This window comes from Acidobacteriota bacterium, assembly GCA_040754075.1.
Lineage (GTDB): Bacteria > Acidobacteriota > Blastocatellia > UBA7656 > UBA7656 > JBFMDH01.
Map to the genome: position 1 here is coordinate 73468 of JBFMDH010000021.1, position 24594 is coordinate 98061.

The 24594-nt window shown below is 50.7% G+C and carries 19 protein-coding genes; 13 read left to right on the forward strand and 6 right to left on the reverse strand.

All coding sequences use genetic code 11. The features are described from left to right. Window positions 1–312 precede the first annotated feature (312 nt). Window positions 313–5442 (forward strand): C25 family cysteine peptidase, encoded by a 5130-nt coding sequence (locus AB1757_20625; GenBank protein MEW6129458.1) that lies wholly within the window; start codon window positions 313–315, stop codon window positions 5440–5442. A gap of 199 nt (window positions 5443–5641) precedes the next feature. On the opposite strand, the gene AB1757_20630 is transcribed toward AB1757_20625, so the two are convergent. Beyond that, on the reverse strand, window positions 5642–6145 hold the full coding sequence (locus tag AB1757_20630) for a YajQ family cyclic di-GMP-binding protein (GenBank protein MEW6129459.1): 504 nt from the start codon (window positions 6143–6145) through the stop codon (window positions 5642–5644). 161 nt (window positions 6146–6306) lie between these two features. Between AB1757_20630 and AB1757_20635 the strand changes: the two genes are divergently transcribed. Both AB1757_20635 and AB1757_20640 read left to right on the forward strand, forming a co-directional pair. Beyond that, entirely contained in the window at window positions 6307–6522 is a 216-nt protein-coding gene (locus tag AB1757_20635) for a DUF2281 domain-containing protein (GenBank protein MEW6129460.1), read from the forward strand. Continuing rightward, entirely contained in the window at window positions 6522–6899 is a 378-nt protein-coding gene (locus AB1757_20640; protein MEW6129461.1) for a type II toxin-antitoxin system VapC family toxin, read from the forward strand. Before AB1757_20635 ends, AB1757_20640 begins: the two co-directional genes overlap by 1 nt. 56 nt (window positions 6900–6955) lie before the next feature. Here AB1757_20640 and AB1757_20645 read toward each other — a convergent pair whose 3' ends face one another. Continuing rightward, on the reverse strand, window positions 6956–10165 hold the full coding sequence (locus AB1757_20645; protein ID MEW6129462.1) for a glycosyl hydrolase: 3210 nt from the start codon (window positions 10163–10165) through the stop codon (window positions 6956–6958). A gap of 221 nt (window positions 10166–10386) precedes the next feature. On the opposite strand from AB1757_20645, the gene AB1757_20650 reads away from it, so the two are divergent. Next, on the forward strand, window positions 10387–10650 hold the full coding sequence (locus AB1757_20650; protein ID MEW6129463.1) for a UPF0175 family protein: 264 nt from the start codon (window positions 10387–10389) through the stop codon (window positions 10648–10650). Next, window positions 10647–11111 (forward strand): DUF3368 domain-containing protein, encoded by a 465-nt coding sequence (locus tag AB1757_20655; protein ID MEW6129464.1) that lies wholly within the window; start codon window positions 10647–10649, stop codon window positions 11109–11111. Before AB1757_20650 ends, AB1757_20655 begins: the two co-directional genes overlap by 4 nt. Before the next feature lie 45 nt (window positions 11112–11156). Here the strand turns inward: AB1757_20655 and AB1757_20660 are convergent, their stop codons facing one another. From AB1757_20660 to AB1757_20670, 3 genes are all read right to left on the reverse strand, one after another. Continuing rightward, the gene (locus AB1757_20660) at window positions 11157–11849 is read right to left on the reverse strand and encodes a carboxypeptidase-like regulatory domain-containing protein (protein ID MEW6129465.1); all 693 of its coding nucleotides are present in this window, start codon (window positions 11847–11849) and stop codon (window positions 11157–11159) included. Window positions 11850–11968: 119 nt separating this feature from the next. Next, the gene (locus AB1757_20665; protein MEW6129466.1) at window positions 11969–12970 is read right to left on the reverse strand and encodes a DUF979 domain-containing protein; all 1002 of its coding nucleotides are present in this window, start codon (window positions 12968–12970) and stop codon (window positions 11969–11971) included. A 131-nt stretch (window positions 12971–13101) separates the two neighbouring features. Next, on the reverse strand, window positions 13102–13821 hold the full coding sequence (locus AB1757_20670) for a DUF969 family protein (protein ID MEW6129467.1): 720 nt from the start codon (window positions 13819–13821) through the stop codon (window positions 13102–13104). Between the two features lie 560 nt (window positions 13822–14381). Between AB1757_20670 and AB1757_20675 the strand changes: the two genes are divergently transcribed. The 8 genes from AB1757_20675 to AB1757_20710 all read left to right on the forward strand — a co-directional run bounded on the left by AB1757_20675 (window position 14382) and on the right by AB1757_20710 (window position 23747). Next, window positions 14382–15041 carry a prepilin-type N-terminal cleavage/methylation domain-containing protein gene (locus tag AB1757_20675; protein MEW6129468.1) on the forward strand — a complete coding sequence of 220 codons (660 nt, stop codon included), beginning with the start codon at window positions 14382–14384 and terminating at the stop codon, window positions 15039–15041. Further along, entirely contained in the window at window positions 15041–15613 is a 573-nt protein-coding gene (locus AB1757_20680; GenBank protein MEW6129469.1) for a hypothetical protein, read from the forward strand. The genes AB1757_20675 and AB1757_20680 overlap by 1 nt, the downstream gene beginning before the upstream one ends. A gap of 13 nt (window positions 15614–15626) precedes the next feature. After that, window positions 15627–16661 carry a PilW family protein gene (locus AB1757_20685; protein ID MEW6129470.1) on the forward strand — a complete coding sequence of 345 codons (1035 nt, stop codon included), beginning with the start codon at window positions 15627–15629 and terminating at the stop codon, window positions 16659–16661. Between the two features lie 32 nt (window positions 16662–16693). After that, window positions 16694–19564 carry a hypothetical protein gene (locus AB1757_20690; protein ID MEW6129471.1) on the forward strand — a complete coding sequence of 957 codons (2871 nt, stop codon included), beginning with the start codon at window positions 16694–16696 and terminating at the stop codon, window positions 19562–19564. 718 nt (window positions 19565–20282) lie between these two features. After that, entirely contained in the window at window positions 20283–20816 is a 534-nt protein-coding gene (locus AB1757_20695) for a hypothetical protein (protein MEW6129472.1), read from the forward strand. A 14-nt stretch (window positions 20817–20830) separates the two neighbouring features. Next, the gene (locus tag AB1757_20700) at window positions 20831–21343 is read left to right on the forward strand and encodes a prepilin-type N-terminal cleavage/methylation domain-containing protein (protein ID MEW6129473.1); all 513 of its coding nucleotides are present in this window, start codon (window positions 20831–20833) and stop codon (window positions 21341–21343) included. A gap of 7 nt (window positions 21344–21350) precedes the next feature. Further along, entirely contained in the window at window positions 21351–21980 is a 630-nt protein-coding gene (locus AB1757_20705; GenBank protein ID MEW6129474.1) for a prepilin-type N-terminal cleavage/methylation domain-containing protein, read from the forward strand. An 18-nt stretch (window positions 21981–21998) separates the two neighbouring features. Beyond that, complete coding sequence (locus AB1757_20710) at window positions 21999–23747, forward strand: hypothetical protein (GenBank protein MEW6129475.1); 1749 nt, start codon at window positions 21999–22001, stop codon at window positions 23745–23747. Between the two features lie 98 nt (window positions 23748–23845). On the opposite strand, the gene AB1757_20715 is transcribed toward AB1757_20710, so the two are convergent. Then, complete coding sequence (locus AB1757_20715; GenBank protein ID MEW6129476.1) at window positions 23846–24553, reverse strand: MBL fold metallo-hydrolase; 708 nt, start codon at window positions 24551–24553, stop codon at window positions 23846–23848. Between the last annotated feature and the right edge of the window lie 41 nt (window positions 24554–24594).

The following is a 24594-nucleotide window of genomic DNA, read 5'->3' on the forward strand; positions in this document are numbered from 1 at the left end:
CGCTTGATGTTGCTCTGCAACACCGGCGCGTTTTGATTTATCAACAACCCAAGATGATGACCGACTGCCTGATGAGAAGCGATATTCAAGCCCGTGCGATAATCCGGTTCGACGTATCAGGAAAGTTTGCGCGGCACAATTCCCACAACTCAAAGATTATTGACTCGCCTGCGCTTCCCTCTTATGATGGACACGCCTGGTTGAACCAGGCAAACCATCTTCTATAGCTACGCCAAAGATTGAAAATCACCCCGATTTCTTGACTGATTATTAAGTCCCTCACACAGCTGAATAAAAAGTGAGCATTCGATTATGAAAACTACGGGCAATCCGCGTTATAAATCATCAAAGCATTTTTCGCATCAATCATCATTTCGCGCATTGGCTTTTTTATTTGCCGTTATGGTGATCACCGCCGCAATTTTTTATTTACAAAACCAGAGATTCACGGCGAAAGCTGCGCCTGCCATTGTTACAACCGTTATCTCTGCCGATGGCGTCTGGCAACAGACCTCAAAGACCGACGCCATGCAGCGACTCGCGCCGCCAATCGCTTTGAATGCATTCACCCGTGTGAGTCTCAATCGCGAGGCGCTTGCCACACAGATTTCACAAGCGCCGATGGAATTTACTGATGCGGCGCAAAAGACCAATGTGATTTTAACTTTGCCGATGCCCGATGGCACATTTGCCAAATTCCGCATCGAAGAATCGCCAATCATGGCAGCGGCACTGGCAGCGAAATTTCCGCAGGTCAAAACCTACAAAGCCCAGGGCATAGACGACCCCACTGCCACAGCGCGATTTGATTTCACGCCGCTCGGTTTTCACGCCATCATTCTTTCAGCCAATGGCACATCGTTTATCGAACCGCTCGCCAAAGATGACCCGACCAATTACCTAGCCTATTACAACCGCGACCTTTCAACCGACAAAATCTCGCTCGGTTGTCTGGTCGGCGATGCCGAGATGGCTGATGCCGAACGACGCGGCGTGCTCACTGCGCCCAATGTTTTTTCCACCGGCACATCGCTTCGCACCTATCGTTTAGCAGTCGCCGCGACCGGTGAATTCACCACGCAATATGGCGGCGGCGACCCGAACACGGCGCTCACGCAAATCACTTCTTTAATCAATCAGGTCAATGCCATCTATCAACGCGAAGCCACGATCACCTTTCAGTTGATTGCCAACGAATTGAGCATCATCTACACCAATGGGTCAACCGACCCATACACCAACAGTTCGCCAAGCACCATGCTTAATGAAAACCAGACAAATCTGACCAATGTAATCGGTTCGGCAAATTATGACATCGGGCATGTCTTTGGCGACATTACCGTCAGCCCCGGCTTTCTCTCGTTTTCAGGTATCGCGCAACTCGGCGTCGTCTGTGGCGGCAGCAAAGGTCGCGGCGCATCCACGATGGGCGGCACACCCATCACCCACAGCATTTTCGTTTCCGGCGTCACTCATGAATTCGCCCATCAATTCAGCGCGCCGCACACTTTCAACACCACGTCGGGCGGTTGTTCAGGACAACGCAGCGGCGCAAGTTCCTATGAGCCGGGCAGCGGTTCAACAATTATGGGCTACACGATTTGCAGCCCCGACAATCTGCAAACCAGCAATGAACTCTACTTTCACACAGGCAGTCTGGAATTCATCATCGGCTATGCCAACGGGTCAGGCAATTGCGCCACCACGGCAGCGACCGGCAACAGCGCGCCGACGATTGCCGCTTTGAGCAATTATTCGATTCCCGCAAGCACCCCCTTCAGCTTGACCGCATCGCCCACCGACCCGAATGGCGATGCGATGACTTACGTCTGGGAAGAATTTGACTTGGGCGCGGCGGCTCCGCCACACACGGACGATGGCACACGCCCGCTGTTTCGTTCATTCACGCCTTCAACGAACACCTCGCGCACCTTTCCGCGATTGCAATATATTTTGAATAACGCCAACGTGCCGCCTTCGACTTATACTTGCGGGTCAGGTTCGTGTTTAACCGGCGAGTTGTTGCCATCAACAACCCGCACCATGAATTTCCGCTTCACCGCAAGAGATAATCGCGCGGCGGGCGGCGGCACTGCCAATGCATCGATGAGCGTCAGTGTGGTTTCAACCGCAGGTCCTTTTGCGGTGACCCAACCCAACACTTCGACCGGCAGTTGGACAGCCGGTTCCAGTCAACTCGTCACCTGGAACGTAGCGAATACCACAGCTGCGCCCATCAATGCGGCGAATGTGAAAATTTCGCTTTCGACCGATGGCGGCAATACTTTTCCAACGGTGCTTGCGGCAAGCACCCCGAATGACGGCAGCGAATTCGTTACGGTTCCCAACCTCTCATCGCCTTCGGCGCGGGTCAAAGTCGAAGCCGTCGGCAATATTTTCTTTGATATGTCGGATGCCAATTTTTCGCTCAATGTAGCGAACAGCACTTTGTGCAATTCGACAAGCATTTCAATTCCGTTGACTGGTACGCCCGGCGCGGCGACGCCTTATTCCTCGAACATCGCGGTTTCAGGATTGAATACCGGCACCGTGAAAGTATCTGTGACGCTAACCAATTTTTCGCACACCTGGCCGCGCGATGTGGATGTTATGCTGGAAGCGCCGACCGGACAAAAAGTCATGTTGATGTCAGATGTTGGCGGCACCAATCCAGGGGTAAGCAACCTGACGCTCACCATCGATGAAGACGCGGCTTCTAACTTCCCATCAAGCGGTTCAGGATTCGTTACAGGTTCTTACAGACCAACGAACCTCAACGATGGCGAAGGCGGCGATACCTTTCCTTCACCTGCACCGGCTGCGCCTTACAGCAACACGCTTGCGGATTTGAAAGGCTTGAACCCGAACGGAACCTGGAGACTCTGGGTAGTTGACGATGTCGGCGGCGATGGCGGCAGCATCAGCGGCGGTTGGTGTTTAAATATTTCAACGCCCGCATCACCTACGGCAGTGAATCTGGTGTCATTCAATGCCACGGCTTACAACGACGGACAAGTATTAACGGAATGGAAGACCGGTTACGAAGCAGACAACCTGGGCTTTAATGTCTATCGCGATGAAGGCGGCAAACTGACGCGCATCAATCAACAATTGATTGGCGGTTCGGCTCTGCTTGCCGGTGGCAAAACCGTTTTAGCGGCAGGCGAAGGTTACGCCTGGTCGGATGCGCTCACATCGTTTGCGCAACCGGTGCAATACCGGCTTGAAGCCATTGATTTAAACGGCAAAGCTACGATGTACGGGCCATTTGAATTGAAATATGCGCTCGGCAAAGCGCCATCCCTACAGCGTTCCGAAATGCTTGCGAAACTCGGCGCAAGACAAGCCACACTTGTTGATTCGTCAAGTTCAACAGCGATGACCCGCAAAGCAAATGCGCTTGAACCCTCGCTTGCGCAAACCGCTTTGCCGACGCAACAGGCAGCGAAATTATTGATCAAACGTGAAGGCTATTATCGCGTCACGCAAAGTGAACTGATTGCCGCAGGCATTCCGCGCGATGTTGACCCCAGGCGTTTGCAGATGTTGGTTGACGGGCGCGAAATTCCCATCAACGTCAAAGGCGAAAACGATGGGCGCTTTGATACCACGGACGCGGTTGAATTTTATGGCTTGGGGCTTGATTCGACTGCAACCGATGAGCGGGTTTACTGGTTGACCTTTGGCAATCAGGCGGGCTTGCGCGTCAAGTCTGCGAAAGTTGATGGCGCGACAAGCGGGGCAGCGAGTTTCACCCAAACCGGCGAACGCAAAGACCGCTTCATCTATTTTTCGGCGCTCAGAAACGGCGACCGCGAAAACTTTTTCGGTTCGCTGGTGACCAGTAACTGGGTCAATCAGGAAATGACGCTTCGTAATCTCGCAGCCACGGCTACACCGGCAGTTGTCGAAGTCGTTTTGCAGGGCGTCACCCAAAGCGCGCATCGCGTCTCGGTGCAACTGAACGGCGGGCGATTGGGCGACGTTGTGTTCACCGGGCAGGAAAATAAAACCGCAAGTTTCACCATCTCGCCTGCGCTTCTCAAAGAAGGCATCAACCTTGTTCAACTCAAAGCCGAACAGGGCGCAAGCGATGTTTCTCTGGTTGATGCCATTCGCATCAAGTATCAACGCGCCTTTACGGCGGCAAATAACACATTGCGATTTTCGGCAACGGCGCGGCAGCGGGTGACGGTCGGTGGATTTACCTCGCGCAACCTGCGGGTTTTCGATGTCACCAATGCCGATGCCGCACAGGAACTTGCGGTTGACATCAGCGGACAAAAAACCGGATTTGCTATCAATGTCGTTGCAGGAGGCAGCGGGCAACGCCAATTGCTGGCAATCAGTGATGAGCAAGCGCAAAAACCCTTTGCGATAAAAGCCAATCGCGCTTCAAATTTGCGAAGCGCAACCAACATCGCGGATTTCGTTATCATCACGCCGCGCGAATTTTATGAGGCAATGCTGCCGCTTAAAGCCTTACGCGAGACCCAAGGTTTCAAAGTCACTTTGGTTGACCTCGAAGATGTGTTCGATGAATTCAACAACGGTCACAAATCACCGCAAGCGATAAAGGATTTCTTGAACTTCGCGCAAACTCATTGGCAAATTGCGCCGCGTTTTGTGATGTTGGTTGGCGATGCCAGTTACGACCCGAAAAATTATCTCGGCACAATGAGCCTCGATCATGTGCCGACCAGATTGATTGAAACGGCAAACATGGAAACCGCCAGCGACGACTGGTTTGCCGATTTCAATAATGATGGTGTTACTGAAATGTTGGTCGGTCGCCTGCCAGCGCAAAACCTGGTTGCCTTAACCGCTGTGCTTACTAAATTGATTGCCTACGAACAGTCGCAAGTTTCGCAAGAGGCATTGCTGGTTAGTGATGCCAATGACGGGTTCAATTTTGAAGCGGCTTCCGGGGCGCTTCGTGAAGCGTTGCCTGAAAATCTCGAAATCAGCGAACTCAAACGCGGGCAGATGGATGCGGCGACGGCGCGAAAACAACTTCTTGAAGCGATGATGCGCGGGCAGAAGTTGATCAACTATGCGGGACATGGTTCGCTCGCCGTGTGGCGCGGCAATTTGTTGACCGCCACCGACGCGCTCAGTTTGACCAATCGTGACCGTCTGCCGTTGATGGTGACCATGACCTGTTTGAATGGTTATTTTCAAGACCCGATGGTTGAATCATTAGGCGAAGCGTTTTTGAAAGCGCCAAACGGCGGGGCGATTGCGGTGTGGGCATCATCGGGAATGAGTTTACCGGGCAATCAGGCGGCGATGAATCGCGAACTCTATCGCGCCCTATTTCAAGCAAACGGTAAACCGGTGACGCTTGGTGAAGCGATTCAAAAAGCCAAGCGGGTTTGCGAAGATTTGGATACCCGCAAAACCTGGATTTTATTTGGCGACCCGACGCTGCAACTCAGGTGAAGGATGAAGAGGTGAAAAGGTGAAGGGGTGAGTGGTTGTTGGTTTCTGCGGTTTGCGCCAGTTGGTCGTTATATATTTGCCAGATGAAAAAATCTGTCAGCGCGTAGTAACAACTAAACAACCACAAAACTGCGTAATGAAAATTCTATGTCACCTCTTCACCTCCATCACCTCATCACCTCATCACCTCTTCCGTCGCTCAGTTCGTTCGATAATTGGTGTATTGCATATCAATGCCGAAATCTTTGGCTTTCAAAGCGGCGATGACCTGTTGCAAGGTGTCGCGGTCTTTACCCGTGACCCGCACGAAATCGCCGTTGATGGCGGCTTGCACTTTGAGTTTCGAGTCTTTAATGAATTTGACGATTTCGCGGGCTTTTTCAATCGGAATGCCCTGTTGCAAGGTGACGACCTGACGGACGCTGTCGCGCGCCGCGGGTTCGATTTTTCCGTATGAGAGCGCTTTCAGCGAAACGTTGCGCCGCACCAGTTTTTGTTGCAAGACATCGTTTAAGGATTTCAAGGTAAACTCGCTCGCGGTTGCCAACGTGAGCGTATGATTTTTTTCATCGAGTTCGATATTGGAATTGGTGCCTTTGAAATCATACCGCTGCCCGATCTCTTTCATCGCCTGATTCAAAGCATTTTTGACCTCCGCCATATCAACTTTTGAAACCACATCGAAAGTATTTTGTTGTGCCATAATCTCATCCTAAAAATTTATTCAATAGTGAAACTGAGATAATAAAGCGTGTGACTATGGCGTGTACAGAAGACCATGAACCTTTGAATGTAGACTGCGCAAACGTGCAGGATGTTTGTATAATGAGTCCGCTACCGACATCAAAATAGGATGAACAGCAAATGCAAAATCTTGAGGAATTAACAGACAAACTCACCCAACTACCGGAAGACAAACAACGCGAAGTTGCCGATTATGTCGATTTCCTGATTTCCCGTTTGCCCAAATCTTTGAATGCCAATCGTATCCTTCGTGAAACTTCCGGCATCTGGAAAGATGAAATGAATGGTATTGCATACGAAAACGCGCTGCGCAGACAATGGAAGGAACGCAGTTGATGGATTGGTTAATTGATACCAATATTTTGATAGATCACTTTCGCGGTGTATCACAAGCCACACAATTTCTACGGCGTGAGCGAAAACAAGGAATCCTTTGGGTATCTGTCATTACGGTTGCAGAAATTTATGCCGGTCAAAAAATGAAACTTCCCAGAGAGGCAGCAAAAGTAAACCGCTTCCTCAATCTTTTTCGTATCGCCTACCTTGATGAACCGGTTGCCATTGAAGGTGGAAAAATCACGCGTGAGTATGCCGTTGCACTACCAGATGCTTTAATCGCTGCTACCGCGCTTAATAAAGATTTGACACTGGCAACCCGAAACCTCCGTCATTTTGAAAAAATTCCAACCCTTCAGGTTAAAGCGCCTTATTAAACCGAAGGCAGAGCATTCAAACCTCCGCCTTCGGTTTGTTGAGAAATTCACGGCTGCTATTGCGGAGTGGTTTTGGGTTTCACAATCACCGCAGGAATTTCCTGGTCGCGAACCACTTTGTTGAATGCCGGTAAATCGGTCTTCATAATCTCGGCGAGTTTCGCGAGTTCTTGGTTAATTTCGCCGACCAGATATTCATAAACTTTATAAGTCTGCTCGGTCGGCGCGGCATCGGCGCTGGCGACCACGCCTGTGAGCGCCGCGAGTTTGTTATTCAAACGAATCGGATAATTCAACGGGTCTTGACCGCTCTGATTCTTGGTTTGATAGAGTGCCTCTTCAACCGCTTTCATCTTATCGTTCAAACGTTTCGCGGCATCGGCAATGGCTTTCGCGCCCGTCTGCTCTTTGGTGCGCGCCACCACCTCGTCAACCTGTTTACGCACATCGCGAATCTGCAAAATCGCTTCGTGGGTTTCGGTCACTTTGTCGCGAATTCTGGTAAGCAGATCGAACTGTTTTTGATAATCTTCCTGCGTCGTCGTAAGGCGCGGGTCACGTTTGATTTCAAAATTCTGCGTCTGGGTTTTGCCATCAACCGTGAGTTTCACTTGATACATTCCCGGCACGGCTTTTGGTCCCGTCGTCGATCCTGCCCACATAATCAAACCGGGAAAGCGCGTCGCATCCGCATAACGCATATCCCATACGAAACGATTGAGTCCGGCTTCCGCTGCGGCTACGCGACTTGCTCCGCCGCCGCCAAAAAACGCGAAGAAATCATCACCGGCAGATTGTGGCGCGCCCTGCCCGGCTGCGCCTCTACTCGCAAACTTCTTAATTGATTTGCCCGCCGCATCGAGAATTTCAAGCTGCACATCACTGGGTTTATTCTTCAAATAGTAGTGAATGACCACCCCATTTGGCGGGTTTTCGCCGATGGTTGAATTGGGCGCGCTGAATCCGCCGCCACCTTGAAAGCGATACGCCTCTTCGGGTTTGAACAAATACGCATCCGCTTTCGCGGCATCCGCAAGTTGATGCAGCACGGTCATATCATCAAGCACATAAAACGAACGCCCCTGGGTTGCAACAATTAAATCTTTATCGCGCTTTTGCGCGACGATGTCGGTCACAGGCGTCACCGGCATGTTGAGTTGCAACGGTTGCCAGGCTTCGCCATCATCGAACGAAACATAGATGCCGGTTTCGGTTCCGGCATAGAGCAAGCCTTTTTTGTTGGGGTCTTCGCGAATCACCCGCGTGAATGCGTCAGCCGGAATGCCATTCACGATTTTCTTCCAGGTCTTGCCGTAATCGGTGGTCTTGTAGAGATAGGGTTTGAAATCATCCAGCTTGTACATGGTCGCCGCGACATAACAGGTGCCCGCATCGAAGGGCGAAGCGTCGAGCGAATTGATTTGAATCCATTCGGGCATGAGGTCTTTTGGCGGCGTCACGTTCGTCCAATTTTTGCCGCCGTCGCGTGTTACGTGAACCAAGCCATCATCGCTGCCCGCCCAGATTAAATCTTTCTGCACCGGCGATTCCATCATCGTAAATACGGTGCCGTAATATTCAACACTGGTGGTGTCTTTGGTGATGGGTCCTCCCGATTGCAACTGTTTCGATTTATCGTTGCGCGTCAGGTCTGGGCTGATTTCCTGCCAGCTTTGCCCTTCGCTGGTGGTTTTGTGAATGACATTGCTTGCCGCGTAAAGCACATTCGCATCGTGCGGCGAAAAGACAATCGGAAAATTCCATTGAAAGCGATATTTTAAATCTACTGCGCCATGTCCCATCGGGTTATCGGGCCAGGCATTGATGTTGCGCTCCTGTTTGGTGCGATGGTCATAGCGCGTCAGCAGTCCGCCATACGAACCTGCGAAAACGATATTCGAGTCTTTCGGATGCGGCGCAATCCAACCGCTTTCACCGCCGCCCACATCGTACCAGTCCGACGTGTCTATACCGAAACCGGGCGCGCGCGAAGCAATCTTCACTGTTGAATTATCCTGTTGCGCGCCGTAAATGTGATAAGGGAAATCCTGGTCAACGGTGACGCGATAAAACTGTGCGGTCGGTTGGTCTTCTTCCGTCCAATCTTTGCCGCCGTTGAAGGTCACTTCCGCGCCGCCATCATCGCCCATAATCATGCGTTTCGGGTCATCGGGCGCAATCCACAAATCATGGCAATCGCCATGTCGCACAGGGATGCTTGAATAAGTGCGCCCGCCATCAATCGATTTATAAAAACTGGTGTTGAGTACATAGACCGTGTCGGCGGATTGCGGGTCTGCGTAGATGCGCGTGTAATACCAGGCGCGTTGACGGAGATTGCGCGACTCGTTGACCTTCGTCCAGGTCTTGCCACCATTTTCCGAGCGAAAGACGCCGCCATCTTCGGCTTCAATGATAGCCCAGAGGCGTTCGGGATTGAGCGGCGACACGGTAACGCCGATGTTACCCATAATGCCTTTCGGAAGTCCGGGATTTTTCGAGATGTCCGTCCAGGTTTCGCCGCCGTCTGTGGATTTGTGCAGTCCGCTATCTGCGCCGCCGCTTTCCATCGTCCAGGGCTTGCGCTCGACCTGCCAGATGCCGGCGTAAATCGTATTCGGGTTGCTCGGGTCGAGAATCAAATCGGTGACGCCTGCGCGATTGCTTTTGAAGAGAATTTTTTTCCAGGTCGCGCCGCCATCCGTAGATTTAAACACGCCGCGTTCGTCATTAGGGGCGCTGGCGTGTCCCTGCGCCCCGACATAAACGATGTCGGGATTTTTCGGATGCACGCGCACGCGGCTGATTTGGCGGGTCTCGACGAGTCCGAGATGTTTCCAGGTTTTGCCTGCGTCCGTGGTTTTATAGACGCCGTCGCCGTAAGAGAAATTGCCGCGAATCGGACCTTCGCCCATGCCGACGTAAACAATGTTGGGGTCGGATTCGGAAACGCCGATTGCGCCAACCGATGCGGTTTTGAAAAAGCCGTCAGACATCGGCATCCAGTTATTGCCGCCATCTGTAGTTTTAAAAATGCCGCCACCGGTGCCGCCGAAATAAAAGGTGTTGGGTTGCGAACTGACACCCGCGACCGCTACCGAACGCCCGCCGCGATAGGGTCCAACGAGTCGCCACTTGAGTCCTTTCATCAAGCTGGCATCGTAACCTTTCTGTTGTGCTGAAGTTTGCGGAAGTGATACGAAAATGCTGACTGCCAGTAAAGCGGCGACGACACCGCGCCGCCAAATCGCATTCAATCTCATCATTCGAGGCTCCTTTATGATTTTTTAAGACCGTGTGGAAATTGGTTTATACCGCCAAGACGCCAAGAACGCAAAGCAGGTTACAGGTTCTTTCTGCTGAGTGATGGAAAGTCCAATTTATTTTTGCAGGATGACGATTGCTCCTTGCAAAGTTGCGGCTGTAGCATCCATCTGGTGTTAGGGTCTGTGTTACACTGTTAGTGATTTTCCAGGAGGCATAAGCAATGAATATAGCGGTTGAATTACCTGACGATGTAGCGCGTCAATTGGAAACCGAATGGCGCGATTTGCCTCGCCGTGTTCTTGAAGCCATAGCCGTTGAAGGCTATCGCAGCGGTGCGCTCAGCAGAGGGCAGGTGCAGCAAATTTTGCATCTTTCCTGGTGGGAAACTGAAAGCTTTCTTAAAGAACGTCAAGCTTATTTACCTTATTCAGAATCGGATTTAGACCAAGATCGGGCAACCCTTGAACGGGTAATCAAGAAATGATTGTTATTGCCGACACCAGCCCGATAAATTACCTCATTCTTATTGGCTATACCGACATCCTGAGAGATTTATTTTCACAAGTCATTCTGCCGCAAGCGGTATGGAAAGAGTTGAATTCAGCAGATGCGCCCGAAGTTGTCCGCAACTGGGTGAACCAGCGTCCTGAATGGTTAGTGATTGAAACTGTCGAACAAATTGATGAAGCACTGAACGAATTGGATGAAGGCGAAAAAGAAGCGATTGCCCTTGCCCAAGAGTTGGGTTGCGACCTGCTCATCATTGATGAAAAGCGCGGACGCGAAAAAGCAGTGTCCCGGGGCTTAAAGGTTGTCGGCACTTTAGGCGTATTAGACCAAGCTCGCAACTTGATTGATATTGAAGATGCGGTGAGGCGTTTACAACAAACCAGCTTTCGCGCCTCACCGAAACTCTGGAAACACCTACTCGACCCAGAAAATTAATATCCTCCAAAAATTTAACCCGACTGTTTATATTCAATGCTACAATCAAGTCAACCCTACCCACTTCACTTTATAGTCAATCAGGTGGTCATTTTCATCAAAGCGAAATGATATGAAGATTCCCCAATTCCCCAAGAGTCCTTTTCTAACATTTCTAATTGATGTGTGAATTAGTCTGAGATTTTTTTCATTTGGGTAATCAGAGTCACTATCACCGATGAATAATTTACTATGCTCAATGCTTCGTTGTTTAAGGAATTCATTGACTTGTGCGATTGATGATCCTAATGGCAGGTTTTTCTTAATGTCTTTTTTCAGGCTATTGACGGAGAGAATTTTATTTTTGATAAAATCCTGTTCTTCATTTTCATCTTTCTTGTAATCAAACCCTCCACCTTTGAGTTGTGCCGTAAACCCTTTCATATCACCTAAGCCCAGATTCATTTCCCAAACGGTGGACTCAAATTCTTTAGCTTCAATTTGAATTTTGTAAATACCAGGAGGCAAATCAACAATTTTGAAAGAACCGTTCGCATTGGTCTGTACAACGCAACTAGTTCCACGCTCAATGTGGGTTAAAGTGACCTTGGCTCCGACGATAACTCCGCCTGCACGATTTATAACTGTTCCCTCTAGCGTGGCAAACGTTTGCATTGGTTGGGAAGTCTGCGACTGTGGCAAAACCAGTCCAAGATTTGCCGCGAAAAATATCATTAAACAAATAAAGTGTTGAATCATGACTACAGCCTCCGCATTGAATTGAGCGGCATTCTTTTCCTACAGCATAGCGTTTTCGCTCAGAAATTTGTGTTCCAGTTGTGACAGTTTTTCAAGTGTCACAACTGGCGAAGTGGTAGTCACATTACTTTTATCAATGTCCACATCAGCAGAACGTGCAGCGTCCAGATTGCCAGCGCAAACGGCAGTTGGAATTTAATCACTCCGTACTGGTCTTTCATATTCAACAGAGCCGTCGGCACGATGTTGAAATTCGCCGCCATCGGTGTCATTAACGTCCCGCTTGAACCCGCCGTCAGGGTAATAATCGCGACCATCTCAGGGTTGACGCCTAAAGGTTTGACAATCAACGGCACCAACACGCCCGAAGCAATCACCGGGAATGCCGCAAACGAATTGCCCATGACAATGGTAAACAGCGTCATGCCTAAACAATTCGCCAAGACCAGTAAAAACAGGCTGTTTTCAGGAATAATCTGTTGAATGCCACCGGCAATCAAATCGCCGATTTTTGCCGCCGTAAAAATCACCCCAAGCGAAGCGAGCAGTTGCGGCAACAAACTGAGCGCCCCCATCGCATCATTGATGCGCCGCCCTTCGTTGAACATTACAGCGGGTTTATCTCTGGTGATGCGCAAACACAAAAGCATCGCCATGACCCCACCGAACCCAAGACCGACGAGCGCCGCGCGATTGACGGCGGCAGAATCTATGCCTTCGACTTTGAAATAGAGGGCAATCAAAAACGGCATTGCAAAAACAATCGTCACAACGGGAATGGCGATGACCGGCAAAAAGATTTTATTGCGCAGTCGCCGGGCGTGTGCGGCTTGTTCTTCTTTGGTGGTTTCGTTATAAGCCCCGCGCCCGACGCGCCCGATGCCGTCAATCACCACCATTGCCAGAACCAGAAGCCCGGTGAGCCAGTGCGGCAGAAAACTGCCAAAGGCAAACGCCACAGCAAGCAGCGACCAGAAGATGCCGCTGGCGATACGGTGTTGATTGGCGCGGTCGCGAAAGCTCATCGCGGCAAAGACCGCAAGCACCAAGCCCGTGATGACATACACGGTGTCGAGATTGAGTAACGCATTGACGACGGAAACAAAAGCGATGTGAGTCATTGAAATACCTTTGAATAGTTATCAGCGGCAGTCTCTGACCGCCTTTTCAACGAGAGTGTTTTTATTGAGAAAAATATTTTGTTGAGCAGGCGGCGTTGACCGCGTCATTCGCACAAATAGCGATGAACCATTCATTCTTTCAAACGCCTGTCGAGCCAGCGGAATTGAATCACTGCCAGAATCACAGAAAAAATCACAATCGGCGTGGTGAATAAAATCATTCGCCAGAGACTCAGTTCATATCCGAGTCCTTTCATCACCCCGTACACCAGCAAAATTCCCGCTTGCACGAACGAAAGATTCTGCCCGTAAAAATTGCCGTAATTTTCGCTCGCCGCATTTGCCGCTTTGATAGTTTCGATTTTGTCTTCTGCGACTTCTTCTCCGCTTTTTGCTTCGGCAGCGCCCACCGACATCGGAAAAATCAACGGGCGCACGAACGACGCATGACCGTTTAAACGAAGCCCCATCAATCCATGCAAGATGCGAAAGAGTTGATAAGTAATCGCCAACCGCCCAACCGTCGCCGTTTTGATTTTGCGAATCCAGTTGGCGGATTGTTCCTGCAACCCGTAACGCTCCGCAAGTCCGATTGCCGGAAGCGTGATGATGAAAAGCGTCATCAGACGACTGTCGCTAAAGGCGCGACCGAGCATATTGATAATGCCTTCCTGTCCGGGCTTGGTGAAATACGGCAAGCTTTGAAAAAAACCTGCGCTTGAAAACAAGGGCAACCCGGCAATCAAACCGGTAACGAGCGCCGCCACCATCACCACAATCGTGGTGCGCAGTTTGAAAGCGAATCCCAGAATGACCATGACAATGCCGATTAACTTGAACCATTCGGGCAAGGTCTGTTTCCTCCTTTGCAGAATTGGGCGAGTATCTTAATGCGTCGATGTTCGGCGCGCAAAACCGCTGACAAAATATTTTTCGATTCCCGGTGATGAATAAACGATTCGGAATCTTTAACCGGGCAAGCCCTCGGTTCTAGGTAAGAATCTACTGACAGTGTAGATTTTCGTATCAATTCGACTAGCCCGTTCGCCCTCTATGGGTGGGCATTTCATTTTTTTTATTTCATCGCGACGGCTTGAAAAAAAGCGTTGCGCTGCTCAGTAAAAAAAATGGCGATAAGCTTATCCAAACAGGTCATTCATAAGCCGATTTGACCGGCTTTCATTCATCATTAAAAGACCATGCTTTTCGCTTAAAATGCCGCGAAAGCGAACCTGACAATTTATGGCACCGGTCTTGCTCTCTTTAAAAACCAGCAATTCACTTTGCTATGTATGTGGGAAGTTTAAGCACAAAGGTGTCAAGCTTGAAGAATCATTCATCGTACCCCCTGACACCCGTTTGATTCACACCTCACGCAAAAGTTCAGCAAAAATCGGGAGTAAAACCTAAGATGACGCCAGACGTGTATCTTGCAGCTAAAGGTCGTCCGCTTGGTGAGCGGGGGTTTTCGATGATCGAATTGATGGTCGTCGTCAGCATTATCATTATCTTAACGACAGCCGCGGTCATCGGTTTCAGGGGGAATAAACGCGCTTATGCCGCCGAAGATGAAGCGCAGAAAATTTTAAGTTTTTTTCGCGAAGCTCATCAACGCGCGTTGGCGCAACGCCAGGCTCAGCGCATCACCATTGACCGCGCCAACAATCTCATACGCCTCGCGGATATGGGTATGTTGCCGGGCGGTGATGAAGTAATTATCAATCGCGGCGTTTTAAATGCCGAAGTCACACTGGAGAGACCAACGGTTGGCGGCAATCCTTTGACCTTGCCGAATGCGCCGTACAATTACCCATCGGCAAATTTTGATATTAACGGCACGCTCGATATTTATTTTCTCGCCGATGGTTCAGTGACCAATACCGCAGGCTATGCGTCATCATCGCCTGCGCCTATCAGCTTCACACTGTTTTTTTCGCCAACCCCGGGCACCGCTCCATCGCCCGAACAACCGACGGGCAATTTGATTCGCGCAGTGACATTGTTTGGCCCAACCGCATCCGCCAAGGTTTGGCGATTTGATACCAACCGATTTATCTGGGAGGTCAACTAATGAATCAACCAACCGATGCAATAACCGGCAAGCGCGCGAAAGAATCCGGCTTTTCCTATCTCGATGTTTTAATTGCCGTGGCGATTTTACTGATTGGCATTCTCGGACTGGTTTCGGCGATGACCAGAGCCATCGCGCAGACGACGATGAGTCAAGAGATGCTTTCGGCAAAACAACTCGCCACCTCGACCGTCGAAGCGATTTTTACGGCGCGCGATTTGGAAACTCTGGGTTGGGATGCCATCGGCAATACCGGCAGCATGTCAGTTCCCGCAGGGGTGTTCCTGACCGGCGAACAACTGATTTATCCCACACCCGGTCGGGATGGCGTTGTCGGAACCGCAGATGACGCCAACGGCTCCGACGGCATTGCCGGTAACGCAGACGATAGCGAACCGGTCAGCGGGTATAAGCGCACCATCACGATTACCGACAAACCCGACCCCAATCGCCCCACTGCGCCCATCACCTTGCGCGAAATTCAGGTAGAGATTTCTTACTGGGTCGGCACGCGACAACGCAGCGAAACCTTTACCAGCTACATTGCCAATTATCGAACTTCGGATGAATAGATTGGAGAGGTGAATGATGCAACACCCATTACCCATCAGAAAAATTTTTCATCAATGCCATCGCGGAACCAACAAATTGCAAACCGGGTTTTCAGTTATTGAACTGCTCGTTGGTCTGGTGATTTTCGCCATCGTCTTAGGCGCGGTTTTCGGATTGCTCGAAGTCGGGCGTTCCGGGCGACTCAATACCAATATGCGCGCCGAAGCTTTGCAAAACGCCCGCATCGCCCTCAACACCGTGGGGCGCGATATTATCAACTCGGGTGTCGGCTATCCGAATGTCGGCGCGCTCGTACCTGATAATGAAGTTGCCACGTTGTTTGGCGGCACAGCCGATGCGGATACGACTCTGGATTTCGTCACCCCGATTTATGCGCGCGACAACACCGGTTCGGTTAATGGCACCGCTACAGACCAGATTACCATCGCTTTCATTGATGATGCGTTCAATAACAGCATCTCGATTCCGATTAACGGCATTGCCAGTGACGGGTCGCAATTAACCATTCAAACCTCAGGCGGCTACAGCAACGCGCCCTGTCAGGTCGGCGATATTTATTTGATTGGCGGGCAGACCAGCGCCGCTGCGCTCGGCATGCTCACCGGTAAAGCCGGCACCGATAGATTGAACTTCCAGAGCGGCGCTGCCGACCCGCTCAACCTCAATCAGCCTGGCGCGGGAAGCGCCATTAAACAGATTGCCCTGCCCGGCAGCCTGCAACGCATCACGCTGGCGAAGTATTACGTCGTCGATGAAGACGGCACAGGCAGCAACACCGGCACTTTGATGCGCGATGTTTATGGCGGCGCGACCGGCTGGACGGCGCAACCTCTGGCTTTCGGGGTAGAAAATTTTCAGGTGCAATACATTATGAAAGACGGCACGGTTGCCGATGCGCCCGCCAGTGACCAGATGGTTAATATCCGCCAGGTGCGAGTTTCGATAACGGTTCGCAGTCCTGATATTGACCCGAAAACCAATCAACCGTTCAGAACCTCGCTTACCGCAACCTACAGCGCGCGCAATCTCGATTACGAAAAATTTTAATCCGTTTTTTAACGCCAAAGGGAGATGAAGCAATGAATCAGCATCGGCAAAATCATTCAGGGGATTCTCAATCAAGCAATCAACAGCAACGCGGCACCGCGACGCTCACGGCGGTGTTGATTATGGGGTTGCTGGCAATTTTCGTCGCCGCGAGTTTATCAAAAGTGACGACCGAAGCCCTGGTGATGGGCAATGATTATTCACACACCCAGGCTTTCTATGCTTCGCAGGCAAGTCTGGAATTGATGTCGCGAGATTTCAATAACATCTTCGATGTGCAACTGCGACCCACGGCTGCCGACATCACGCGCATTGAAAATAACCAACCCGACATTGCCGGTTTCACCTTCATTCAGGACGTAACGCAAGACGCCGCATCGACGCCCAAGCCAATTGATGACGGGCCGTTTTCCGGGCTGATTTCGATTCGCACGCCCTGGCGATTGACCTCGGTTGCAACCTATGCGGGCGGCGCGCAGGCGCAACTCACGCGGACTTTTTTCAACCATCAGATACCGCTGTTTCAATTCGGCATTTTTTATAACGATGATATGGAACTCCATCCCGGGCCGGTCTTTAATTTCGGCGGGCGCGTCCATTCCAACCGCCATATTTTTATGATGTCGGGCAATAATCTCTATTTCAATTCACGAGTGACCGCAGCAGGCGAAATCATTCGCGATACCTCGCGCATGGGGGCGCGCACCGGTGACCCCGGTTGGAGTTGGAACGGCAATGTCTATGTCGCAGATGCCGCGGGCGTCAATCAACTGGTGACGGTTGGCAGCGTGAAAAAAGCTTCGGGCGTACAGGCTGGGGATGCCGATATGCCGAACTGGACGCCCAACACCACCTGGTCTTCGGATTCGGCAAAATTTAACGGCAATCTGTTGGCGCATCAAAAACTGTTGAAATTGCCTTTGCAAATCGGCACCAATAACGACCCCATAGAATTGGTCAAACGCGGCAAGGACACAGACAACACGGTACTCAGAGATTCGCGTTTTTATAACAAACCCTGCATCCGCGTCACCCTGAGCGACAGCCAATCGCGTTTGCCGGGTGGCACGGGCGGCGTGAGACTCGATGGCGCGGGCAATGGCGCGGGCGGCGCAAGCGGCAGTCGCACCAGCAGCGGTGACGGGACGCGCGGCTATGAACCTGTAGCGATGAGTGATGGCTATCAGGCAAAGCGCGTCAACGGTAATCGGCTTTATACAGGCGCAAGTTATACATCGGGCGGTATGCCTGCCACCCGCGAAACCTGGATTAAAATCGAAGTGGTCACCGTTGACCCTTCCACTTACAATCCGATTGCCGTCGATGCGACCGCAGATTTTCTGAGCCTCGGCATCACCCATAAGAATCCAAGCGGACTCAATATCGGTGACGCGCGCGCCATCTTCAAATTGCAACGCTATGAAATCACCGGGCCACCGATTAAAGTTCCGGCGGGCAACATCAATGGCGGCAGCAACACCAGCACCACCGCCGCCTATACCAATTTAAGCGACCCGCGCGATTTCAGTTCGCGTCCGGCTTACACCTACAGCAGCAGTATGAATTTCGTCGCCACCAGTCAATTGGATACTGCGCCTTCTCCATACATCTGGCGCGTCAGTAACGCCGCCGCATCGGCAACCGAAGGCACTGCGCAAAGCGCAACCTATGCAACCGCCGCGACCTCATTTGAACAGACCGTAACCGTGGGCAGCACCACTTATCGCGTCGTTCCCTTCCCGATAAAGATGTATAGTTCACGCGAAGGGCTTTATAGCGAAGACCTGCCATCAGGCAGTTCAGGCTCGCCCGGCAATGCCGGTTCACCAACCTGGTGGTATTACTATACCGGCACCTCGCCCGGCAACAGCCTCGGAACCACAGCAAAAGTTCCGGTCAATGGCGTCTTGAGTGTCGTCGATATTGACATGGCAAACCTTGGCGCATTTATCAGAGGCGATTTTGATGGACTGTTTCCGGCAAACGGCGGGCTGCCGGGCGGCAGTCTTTCAAGCGATGACATTTCCGACAATAGCGGCGCAGGCACTATCGTTTATGTTTCCGACCGCCGGGGTGATGCAGATAATGATGGCGAATTCGATATGGAAGACATTTATGGACGCAATGACGGCGTGATACAACCGGGTGAAGATGTCAATCGCAATGGCGCACTGGATGTCGATTACACCTGGGAAGCGGCGCGTTATGATGTCGGCATTGAAACCGACCTGGCAGCCCTCACCGATCATAAATATTTCCGTCGCGCAGTTCGCGCCATTAATGGACAATCGCTGATTGGTTCAACCAACACAGGCTACACCATCGCGACAGAAAATGGGTTTTATACGCTTGGCAATTACAATGCAACAGGTGTATCGGCGGGACCAACTGCCAGCGCGCCGACTCAACCCAATCAATACAATGGCGCGCAGGTTCCCGCGGCTTTCGTAGCCGATAGCGTGACCTTGCTGTCAAACCAATGGACGGATGCCAAGAGTTTTCGCAACCCCTGTGAATTTGGCACGCGCACCGTCAACAGCGCAGGCGAAACCACTGTACGCGCGGCGCTTTTAATGGGTGATACCATGAGCAGTTTGCGCGTCAGCGGACAACCCAATCAAGGTGGCGGTGATGCCAATCTCGCAGGCGGGGTACACAACTTTCCGCGATTTTTAGAAAGCTGGGGCACCCGCGTCAACTATTGCGGTTCGCTCATCAATCTGTTTAACAGTCATCAACACAATGGCGCGCATAAAAGCGGCGGGCGAACCTATAGTCCACCTACCCGCAACTGGGTTTTCGACGTTTCATTTCTAGACCCCAATCGACTGCCGCCCGGAACGCCTTTTTTCCAATACATTCAAATGACCGGGTTCCGCCAAACCTTCAAACAGCTTCAATAACCGGCAAACTGAGAGAGAGTTCGTATGTCGAGGAGGTGGCGCTTACGGATTCTTTCTCAGCCCTTTTACAAAGCAGCGAACGCCAATTGCTCAATTGATAAAAACCCGCGCTACATTAAAGCAACCCGCAAAACGATTTACTGAGGCAAGCGGTCTTTGATCGCGTCGTTAGGTAGTCGCGGTCAAAGACCGCTCCCTCAACCTGGCAAAAGAAACCCCATCGCCAATCGCCTTAATAACCAAATTCAAGAGGCATAAAATGACGCTTTTGTTTCAAGCTGATAGCTCTCGTAAATTTCGAGAATTTTTTATCTTCATTGTGTCATCAGGTAACAAGGGCAGGGATTATAGGTGATGACCAGTCGGCATTAACTGGTGGCAAGTGGCAGATTGCCCGCCTGCACGCCTCCCTTAGCAGGGTAGCGATTCATTGATTTTTAATCAATCAGAGCGCCTTGACCGGCAATTTTAACCGGCAGAGTCAAAAAGTCAGGTTATTGAAGGCTCTGGTACGCTCCTTGCGAAATTTCTGCATTGTATAGATTGTTGCAGTCTACAACTGAATACCTTGTCTGAACCTGCCGCACCTCCCGCAGAAAATTCAATCAAGTAGCCTAATGCTAAATCGCATCAGGCAATTTTTTATTCAATTTACGCATTGTCCTCTGACTGCCCTTGTGAAGTGTTCCAAGTTATCAACGTAAATTTATCAGGAAATATGATGTTTAATTATCATGCGCATCTGCCAAAAATCAGAAAATCCGAAGCCGGTTTTTCAGTTCTGGAAACTGTCGTCGTTTGTCTGATTATCGCGACCATCCTGGCATTCGCTTTGCCAAATTTTATTAATGCTGTGCGCGCCTACCGGTTGAAAAACGCTGCCGACCACATTGCCGAGAGAGCGGCAGCCGTGCGCGCGCTTGCCATGACCAAAAATAAAAATGTGACCTTCTCGTTTAACAACACCACGAAACAATACGGATTTGATTTTACCGGCACCAACGGCGATGGCGTTCCTGATACCATAGACCCGGATGAAGTCGCGGCGGGCGTTCCCCTCTCAAATTATTTTTATGAAACGTTGCCCGATGACATCACGACAACCTTTCCCGACAATGCTCCAATAAAAGCGACTTTTAATTCTCGCGGCGAATTGCCGATTGGTGCCACCGAACAACTCATCACCCTGCAAAGCTATGGCAAATCCATCAAGGTTCGCATCAATCTGCGAGGCAAAATCAGCGTCGAATAATCAGGAACAATGATATGAGAGAAAAAAATTACCAACCTGCACCCGGTAAAACTCGTGAAACCGGATTTTCAGTTATCGAAGTGCTCATTGCCATTGTCGTGCTGTCTGTCGGCTTGGTTTCAATCGTCGCGGTTTCGGCTTACATCTCGCGCTCGAATAATATTTCAAACCATAAAAATGTTCTGGGCGCTGCAGCGCAGGATCAGGTGGATAGATTGCGCTCGACAGTCTGGTCAAGAAACTCCGAACACCCCACGGTGAGCATCGGTGGCGCTCTGACCACCACAACTGCCGCTTCCGCAGGGCAAAACAGTACGACGCCTTATCTTTATACGTTAGACCCGAATAACCCTCATCATGCAACCATCGCCAATACGCCGATTGGTGACCTTGATGTGAGTTGGGTAGTCAGACAGGGGGGCACCGCCGATATGCGTTATGTCACCATCAAAATTTTGCAAATGAACCCCATCCCCCAGATGAGAAACGGGATGACCGTTACGACCATTCTTACCAGACAGGATTAGGAGATTTATGAAGGCTATCAATCAGCAAAGCGGTTTTTCGCTTCTGGAACTCGTTATTGGCTTGATGTTGATTACGGTTGTCACCGGCATATCGATTTCTTTACTGAACCGCTTTCAAAGCTCATATCGATATGAAGAAGCTTATGCCGATGCGCAGCGCAACGCCCGGTTTGCCCTGTCGCGATTGAATGAAATCATTCGCAGTGCGGGAACCAATCCGACCGGCAAAATGACCGTCAACGAAAGTGATTTTGCAGTTTTACAATCGCCGGTGGTTTCGGGTAATTCTTCGACCGCAAGTTCAATTCGCCTGAAAAGCGACCTCAATGGCGATACCCAAAACACTGCCAATATCGCTGCCAACTCCGACGTTATCGTCACCTCCGAAGATGTGACCTTACGCCTGGATGCAGTCAACCGGCGCATCATCATGGACGACAATACGGTTTCGCCGGCACAGAGCATTCCGATTGCCGATAACATTATCAGTTTATCTTTCACAGACCCTAATGGTTCCACACGCACCAACAAAACCATCATCGTCAATCTGGTAGCCATTCCCAACGGCATCACCCAGGGCGACAAACGTTATCGCGAAGTCGCTTATTCTGGTGCCATACGGCTCAGGAATCGATAACCGAGGAAGGAAAATGCCATGCATAGAAAACTCAAAAATCAAGAACGCGGTGTCGCATTAATTCAAACCCTGCTCATCATGGCTTTGTTACTGGCACTGGTGATGGGCATCAGCCTGACAGCTATTTCCGAATTGAGCGTCAGCAACACCTATACGACTCAAACCACCGCTGTACAGGCAGCCGAAGCCGGTTTGAATCATGCGTTGTGTCTGGTGAGAAATTACAAAGGTCAGGATTTTTCAACCCTGCTGGCTTTGCGCGGCACAGATTTCAATACCAATTACCTGTCAGGCAATAATCCTTTCATCACTGCCAATGCTGCAGAGTTTGAAACCGGCTCAATTATGATTGACCCCGCAGATGCGAGTAATCCCAATCTCGGAACCCAACTCAAAGACGCCATCACCGGTGCTGCCATCGAAGGCGTGTATTATAAAGTCAGCCTGATTGATGATGAGCCTTCCAGTTCAACGGCGTCGCCCAAGGTTCCCAACTTCAACCCGCCCAGTCCGTTTTCGGAAACCTCCGGCACAAACGCCAATAATCCCAATATTGATAACGACAACAAGGTCGTCATCTATTCAACAGGGACTTACGGAAATGCTTCGGTCACGCTCGAAGGCTGGGTCGGCTTTGTCTCATTTCCGGCAATGATTGCCAGAGGCAACATCGAAGTTTCGGGTAACGCGGAAATTCTCGGAGCCTATGGCAGCGTGCATTCAAACAGCAATTTAATTATTCAAGGTGCGCCGCACATTGCCCAATCGGCTACGGCTACCGGAACGGTTACCACGCAAGGCGGTGGTTTTCATATTGATGGGTTTTACGGCGGGCTTCAGCCGGAAATTCTCGTCCCCGAATTTGTCACTCGCGCCCCTTTAACTTCGGGTGGCCCAGCGACCAATCCGCGCATTCAGGATTATTTCCTCCGCACTGTGGATACGCTGTTGCTTGACCCCAATTTTGCCGACGGCGCGCATATCAATAGCGGTTCGGATAGTTCCGGCAATCAAAATCAAAACAACGCGACGGGGCGGCTCAAGGGACTTGCCGATAGACTCGGTGTAGATTATGCCTCATTGGCTAGCGCGCTTGACCAAACCAGCGGCACGAACAGTGGTTCCAGAATTACCCAAAGTTCTGCCGGTTCCGTCTTCATTTCACGCAACGCGCAAACCGGTGTCGTGACCATCAGTGAAGAAGAACTAGACCACACCGGGTGGAGTTACGGCAGTGGCTCCTGGACGATTAAACCGAGCGGCGGACCTCAAGCTGATAACCGCATCGTTTATGTTGTCGGGCAGGATAATTATCCGAGTGGTAAAAATGGCGGCAATGTCGCCATCTCAGGCAATCTCGGCAAAACCACAGTCGACACAACCATTTTTGCTACGGGTTCGATTGAAATTACCGGCAATACCAATTTCACTTCAAAGCTCAAAAATTTACACACCCCGGAATTGCCCCCGTTCGTCGATGTCGACATTCTGATGATTGCGGTACAGGATGTTCGCATTCGCGGCGACGTTGACGCGGCAACCACACCGAATGGGCCAACGTTCAACGGGATTACTTATTGCGGTGAGCAGTTTGACCTGAGCGGCAACGGCAGTTTTGACGGACAGGTTATCTCCTATAGCAACCCACACATGAACAGCACGCCGGTGAGCGCCAACATCGAAACCGGCAGTTTCGTGCTCAGCTTAAACAATGGCAATTCTTACGGCACCATCAAACTGCTTTCCTGGAGACAAATTAAACGGTAAACGCCAACTCCCATAAACCAAAATAAAAAGAGAGTCCAACAAACTGACAGGCGCGCTTTAAATTAAAGCGCGCTTTTTTTTAACTTCAGCACAAATCATTACCCGCCCATTAAACTCAACCAGTCATCCAGGCTTTTCATCTTCATATAAAAATTGCTGCGTTTTTCATCGCCCATCGTGCTCACCATTTTCGCGGCGTAATGATGACCGGGATAAAGCACCGTCTCATCGGAAAGTTTCGCCAACACTTGAGTGAGCGAATAATACATCTGTTCGGGGTCGCTGCCGGGCAAATCCACTCGCCCGCATCCCCCAATAAACAACGTATCCCCGGAAATCAGATTGCCGTCAACCAGAAAACACTGGCTGCCGGGTGTGTGCCCCGGGGTATGAAGAAAGGTCAACCGGTGATTGCCAATTAAGATTTCATCGCCGCCTGCCTGCTTTCGCAGGTCGTTTTCAGAAATGCCGGTGATTTCTTTTACCCATTCAGCCTCGTGCGCGTTGACGTGAACCGGCACCGGTCTTTGCTCCATCAATTTCGTGATGCCTTCAACCGTGTAGCCTAAAAATGTTCCGCCGACGTGATCCGGGTGATAATGGGTCGCCAGCGCACCCGCGAGTTTGAAATCGTGATTGTCGAGATAATCCAAAATGCCTTCAACATCCCATGCCGGGTCGACCACCAGACATTCCCGCGTTTCATCATCGCCGACCACATAAATAAAATTCGCCATCCCGGTTGCCACGCTATCGCCTTTGGCAAAATCGCGTCCGGCTAACAGTTGTTTCAAGAAAAGTCCCATCTTCAAACCTCGGTTCATGTATTGATGAAATCTACCATAGC

Coding starts and splice junctions, on each gene's coding strand:
- AB1757_20625 (MEW6129458.1), top strand. CDS start 313: ATGAAAACTACGGGCAATCCGCGTTATAAATCATCAAAGCATTTTTCG.
- AB1757_20630 (MEW6129459.1), bottom strand. CDS start 6,145: ATGGCACAACAAAATACTTTCGATGTGGTTTCAAAAGTTGATATGGCG.
- AB1757_20635 (MEW6129460.1), top strand. CDS start 6,307: ATGCAAAATCTTGAGGAATTAACAGACAAACTCACCCAACTACCGGAA.
- AB1757_20640 (MEW6129461.1), top strand. CDS start 6,522: ATGGATTGGTTAATTGATACCAATATTTTGATAGATCACTTTCGCGGT.
- AB1757_20645 (MEW6129462.1), bottom strand. CDS start 10,165: ATGATGAGATTGAATGCGATTTGGCGGCGCGGTGTCGTCGCCGCTTTA.
- AB1757_20650 (MEW6129463.1), top strand. CDS start 10,387: ATGAATATAGCGGTTGAATTACCTGACGATGTAGCGCGTCAATTGGAA.
- AB1757_20655 (MEW6129464.1), top strand. CDS start 10,647: ATGATTGTTATTGCCGACACCAGCCCGATAAATTACCTCATTCTTATT.
- AB1757_20660 (MEW6129465.1), bottom strand. CDS start 11,849: ATGATTCAACACTTTATTTGTTTAATGATATTTTTCGCGGCAAATCTT.
- AB1757_20665 (MEW6129466.1), bottom strand. CDS start 12,970: ATGACTCACATCGCTTTTGTTTCCGTCGTCAATGCGTTACTCAATCTC.
- AB1757_20675 (MEW6129468.1), top strand. CDS start 14,382: ATGACGCCAGACGTGTATCTTGCAGCTAAAGGTCGTCCGCTTGGTGAG.
- AB1757_20680 (MEW6129469.1), top strand. CDS start 15,041: ATGAATCAACCAACCGATGCAATAACCGGCAAGCGCGCGAAAGAATCC.
- AB1757_20685 (MEW6129470.1), top strand. CDS start 15,627: ATGATGCAACACCCATTACCCATCAGAAAAATTTTTCATCAATGCCAT.
- AB1757_20690 (MEW6129471.1), top strand. CDS start 16,694: ATGAATCAGCATCGGCAAAATCATTCAGGGGATTCTCAATCAAGCAAT.
- AB1757_20695 (MEW6129472.1), top strand. CDS start 20,283: ATGATGTTTAATTATCATGCGCATCTGCCAAAAATCAGAAAATCCGAA.
- AB1757_20700 (MEW6129473.1), top strand. CDS start 20,831: ATGAGAGAAAAAAATTACCAACCTGCACCCGGTAAAACTCGTGAAACC.
- AB1757_20705 (MEW6129474.1), top strand. CDS start 21,351: ATGAAGGCTATCAATCAGCAAAGCGGTTTTTCGCTTCTGGAACTCGTT.
- AB1757_20710 (MEW6129475.1), top strand. CDS start 21,999: ATGCATAGAAAACTCAAAAATCAAGAACGCGGTGTCGCATTAATTCAA.
- AB1757_20715 (MEW6129476.1), bottom strand. CDS start 24,553: ATGGGACTTTTCTTGAAACAACTGTTAGCCGGACGCGATTTTGCCAAA.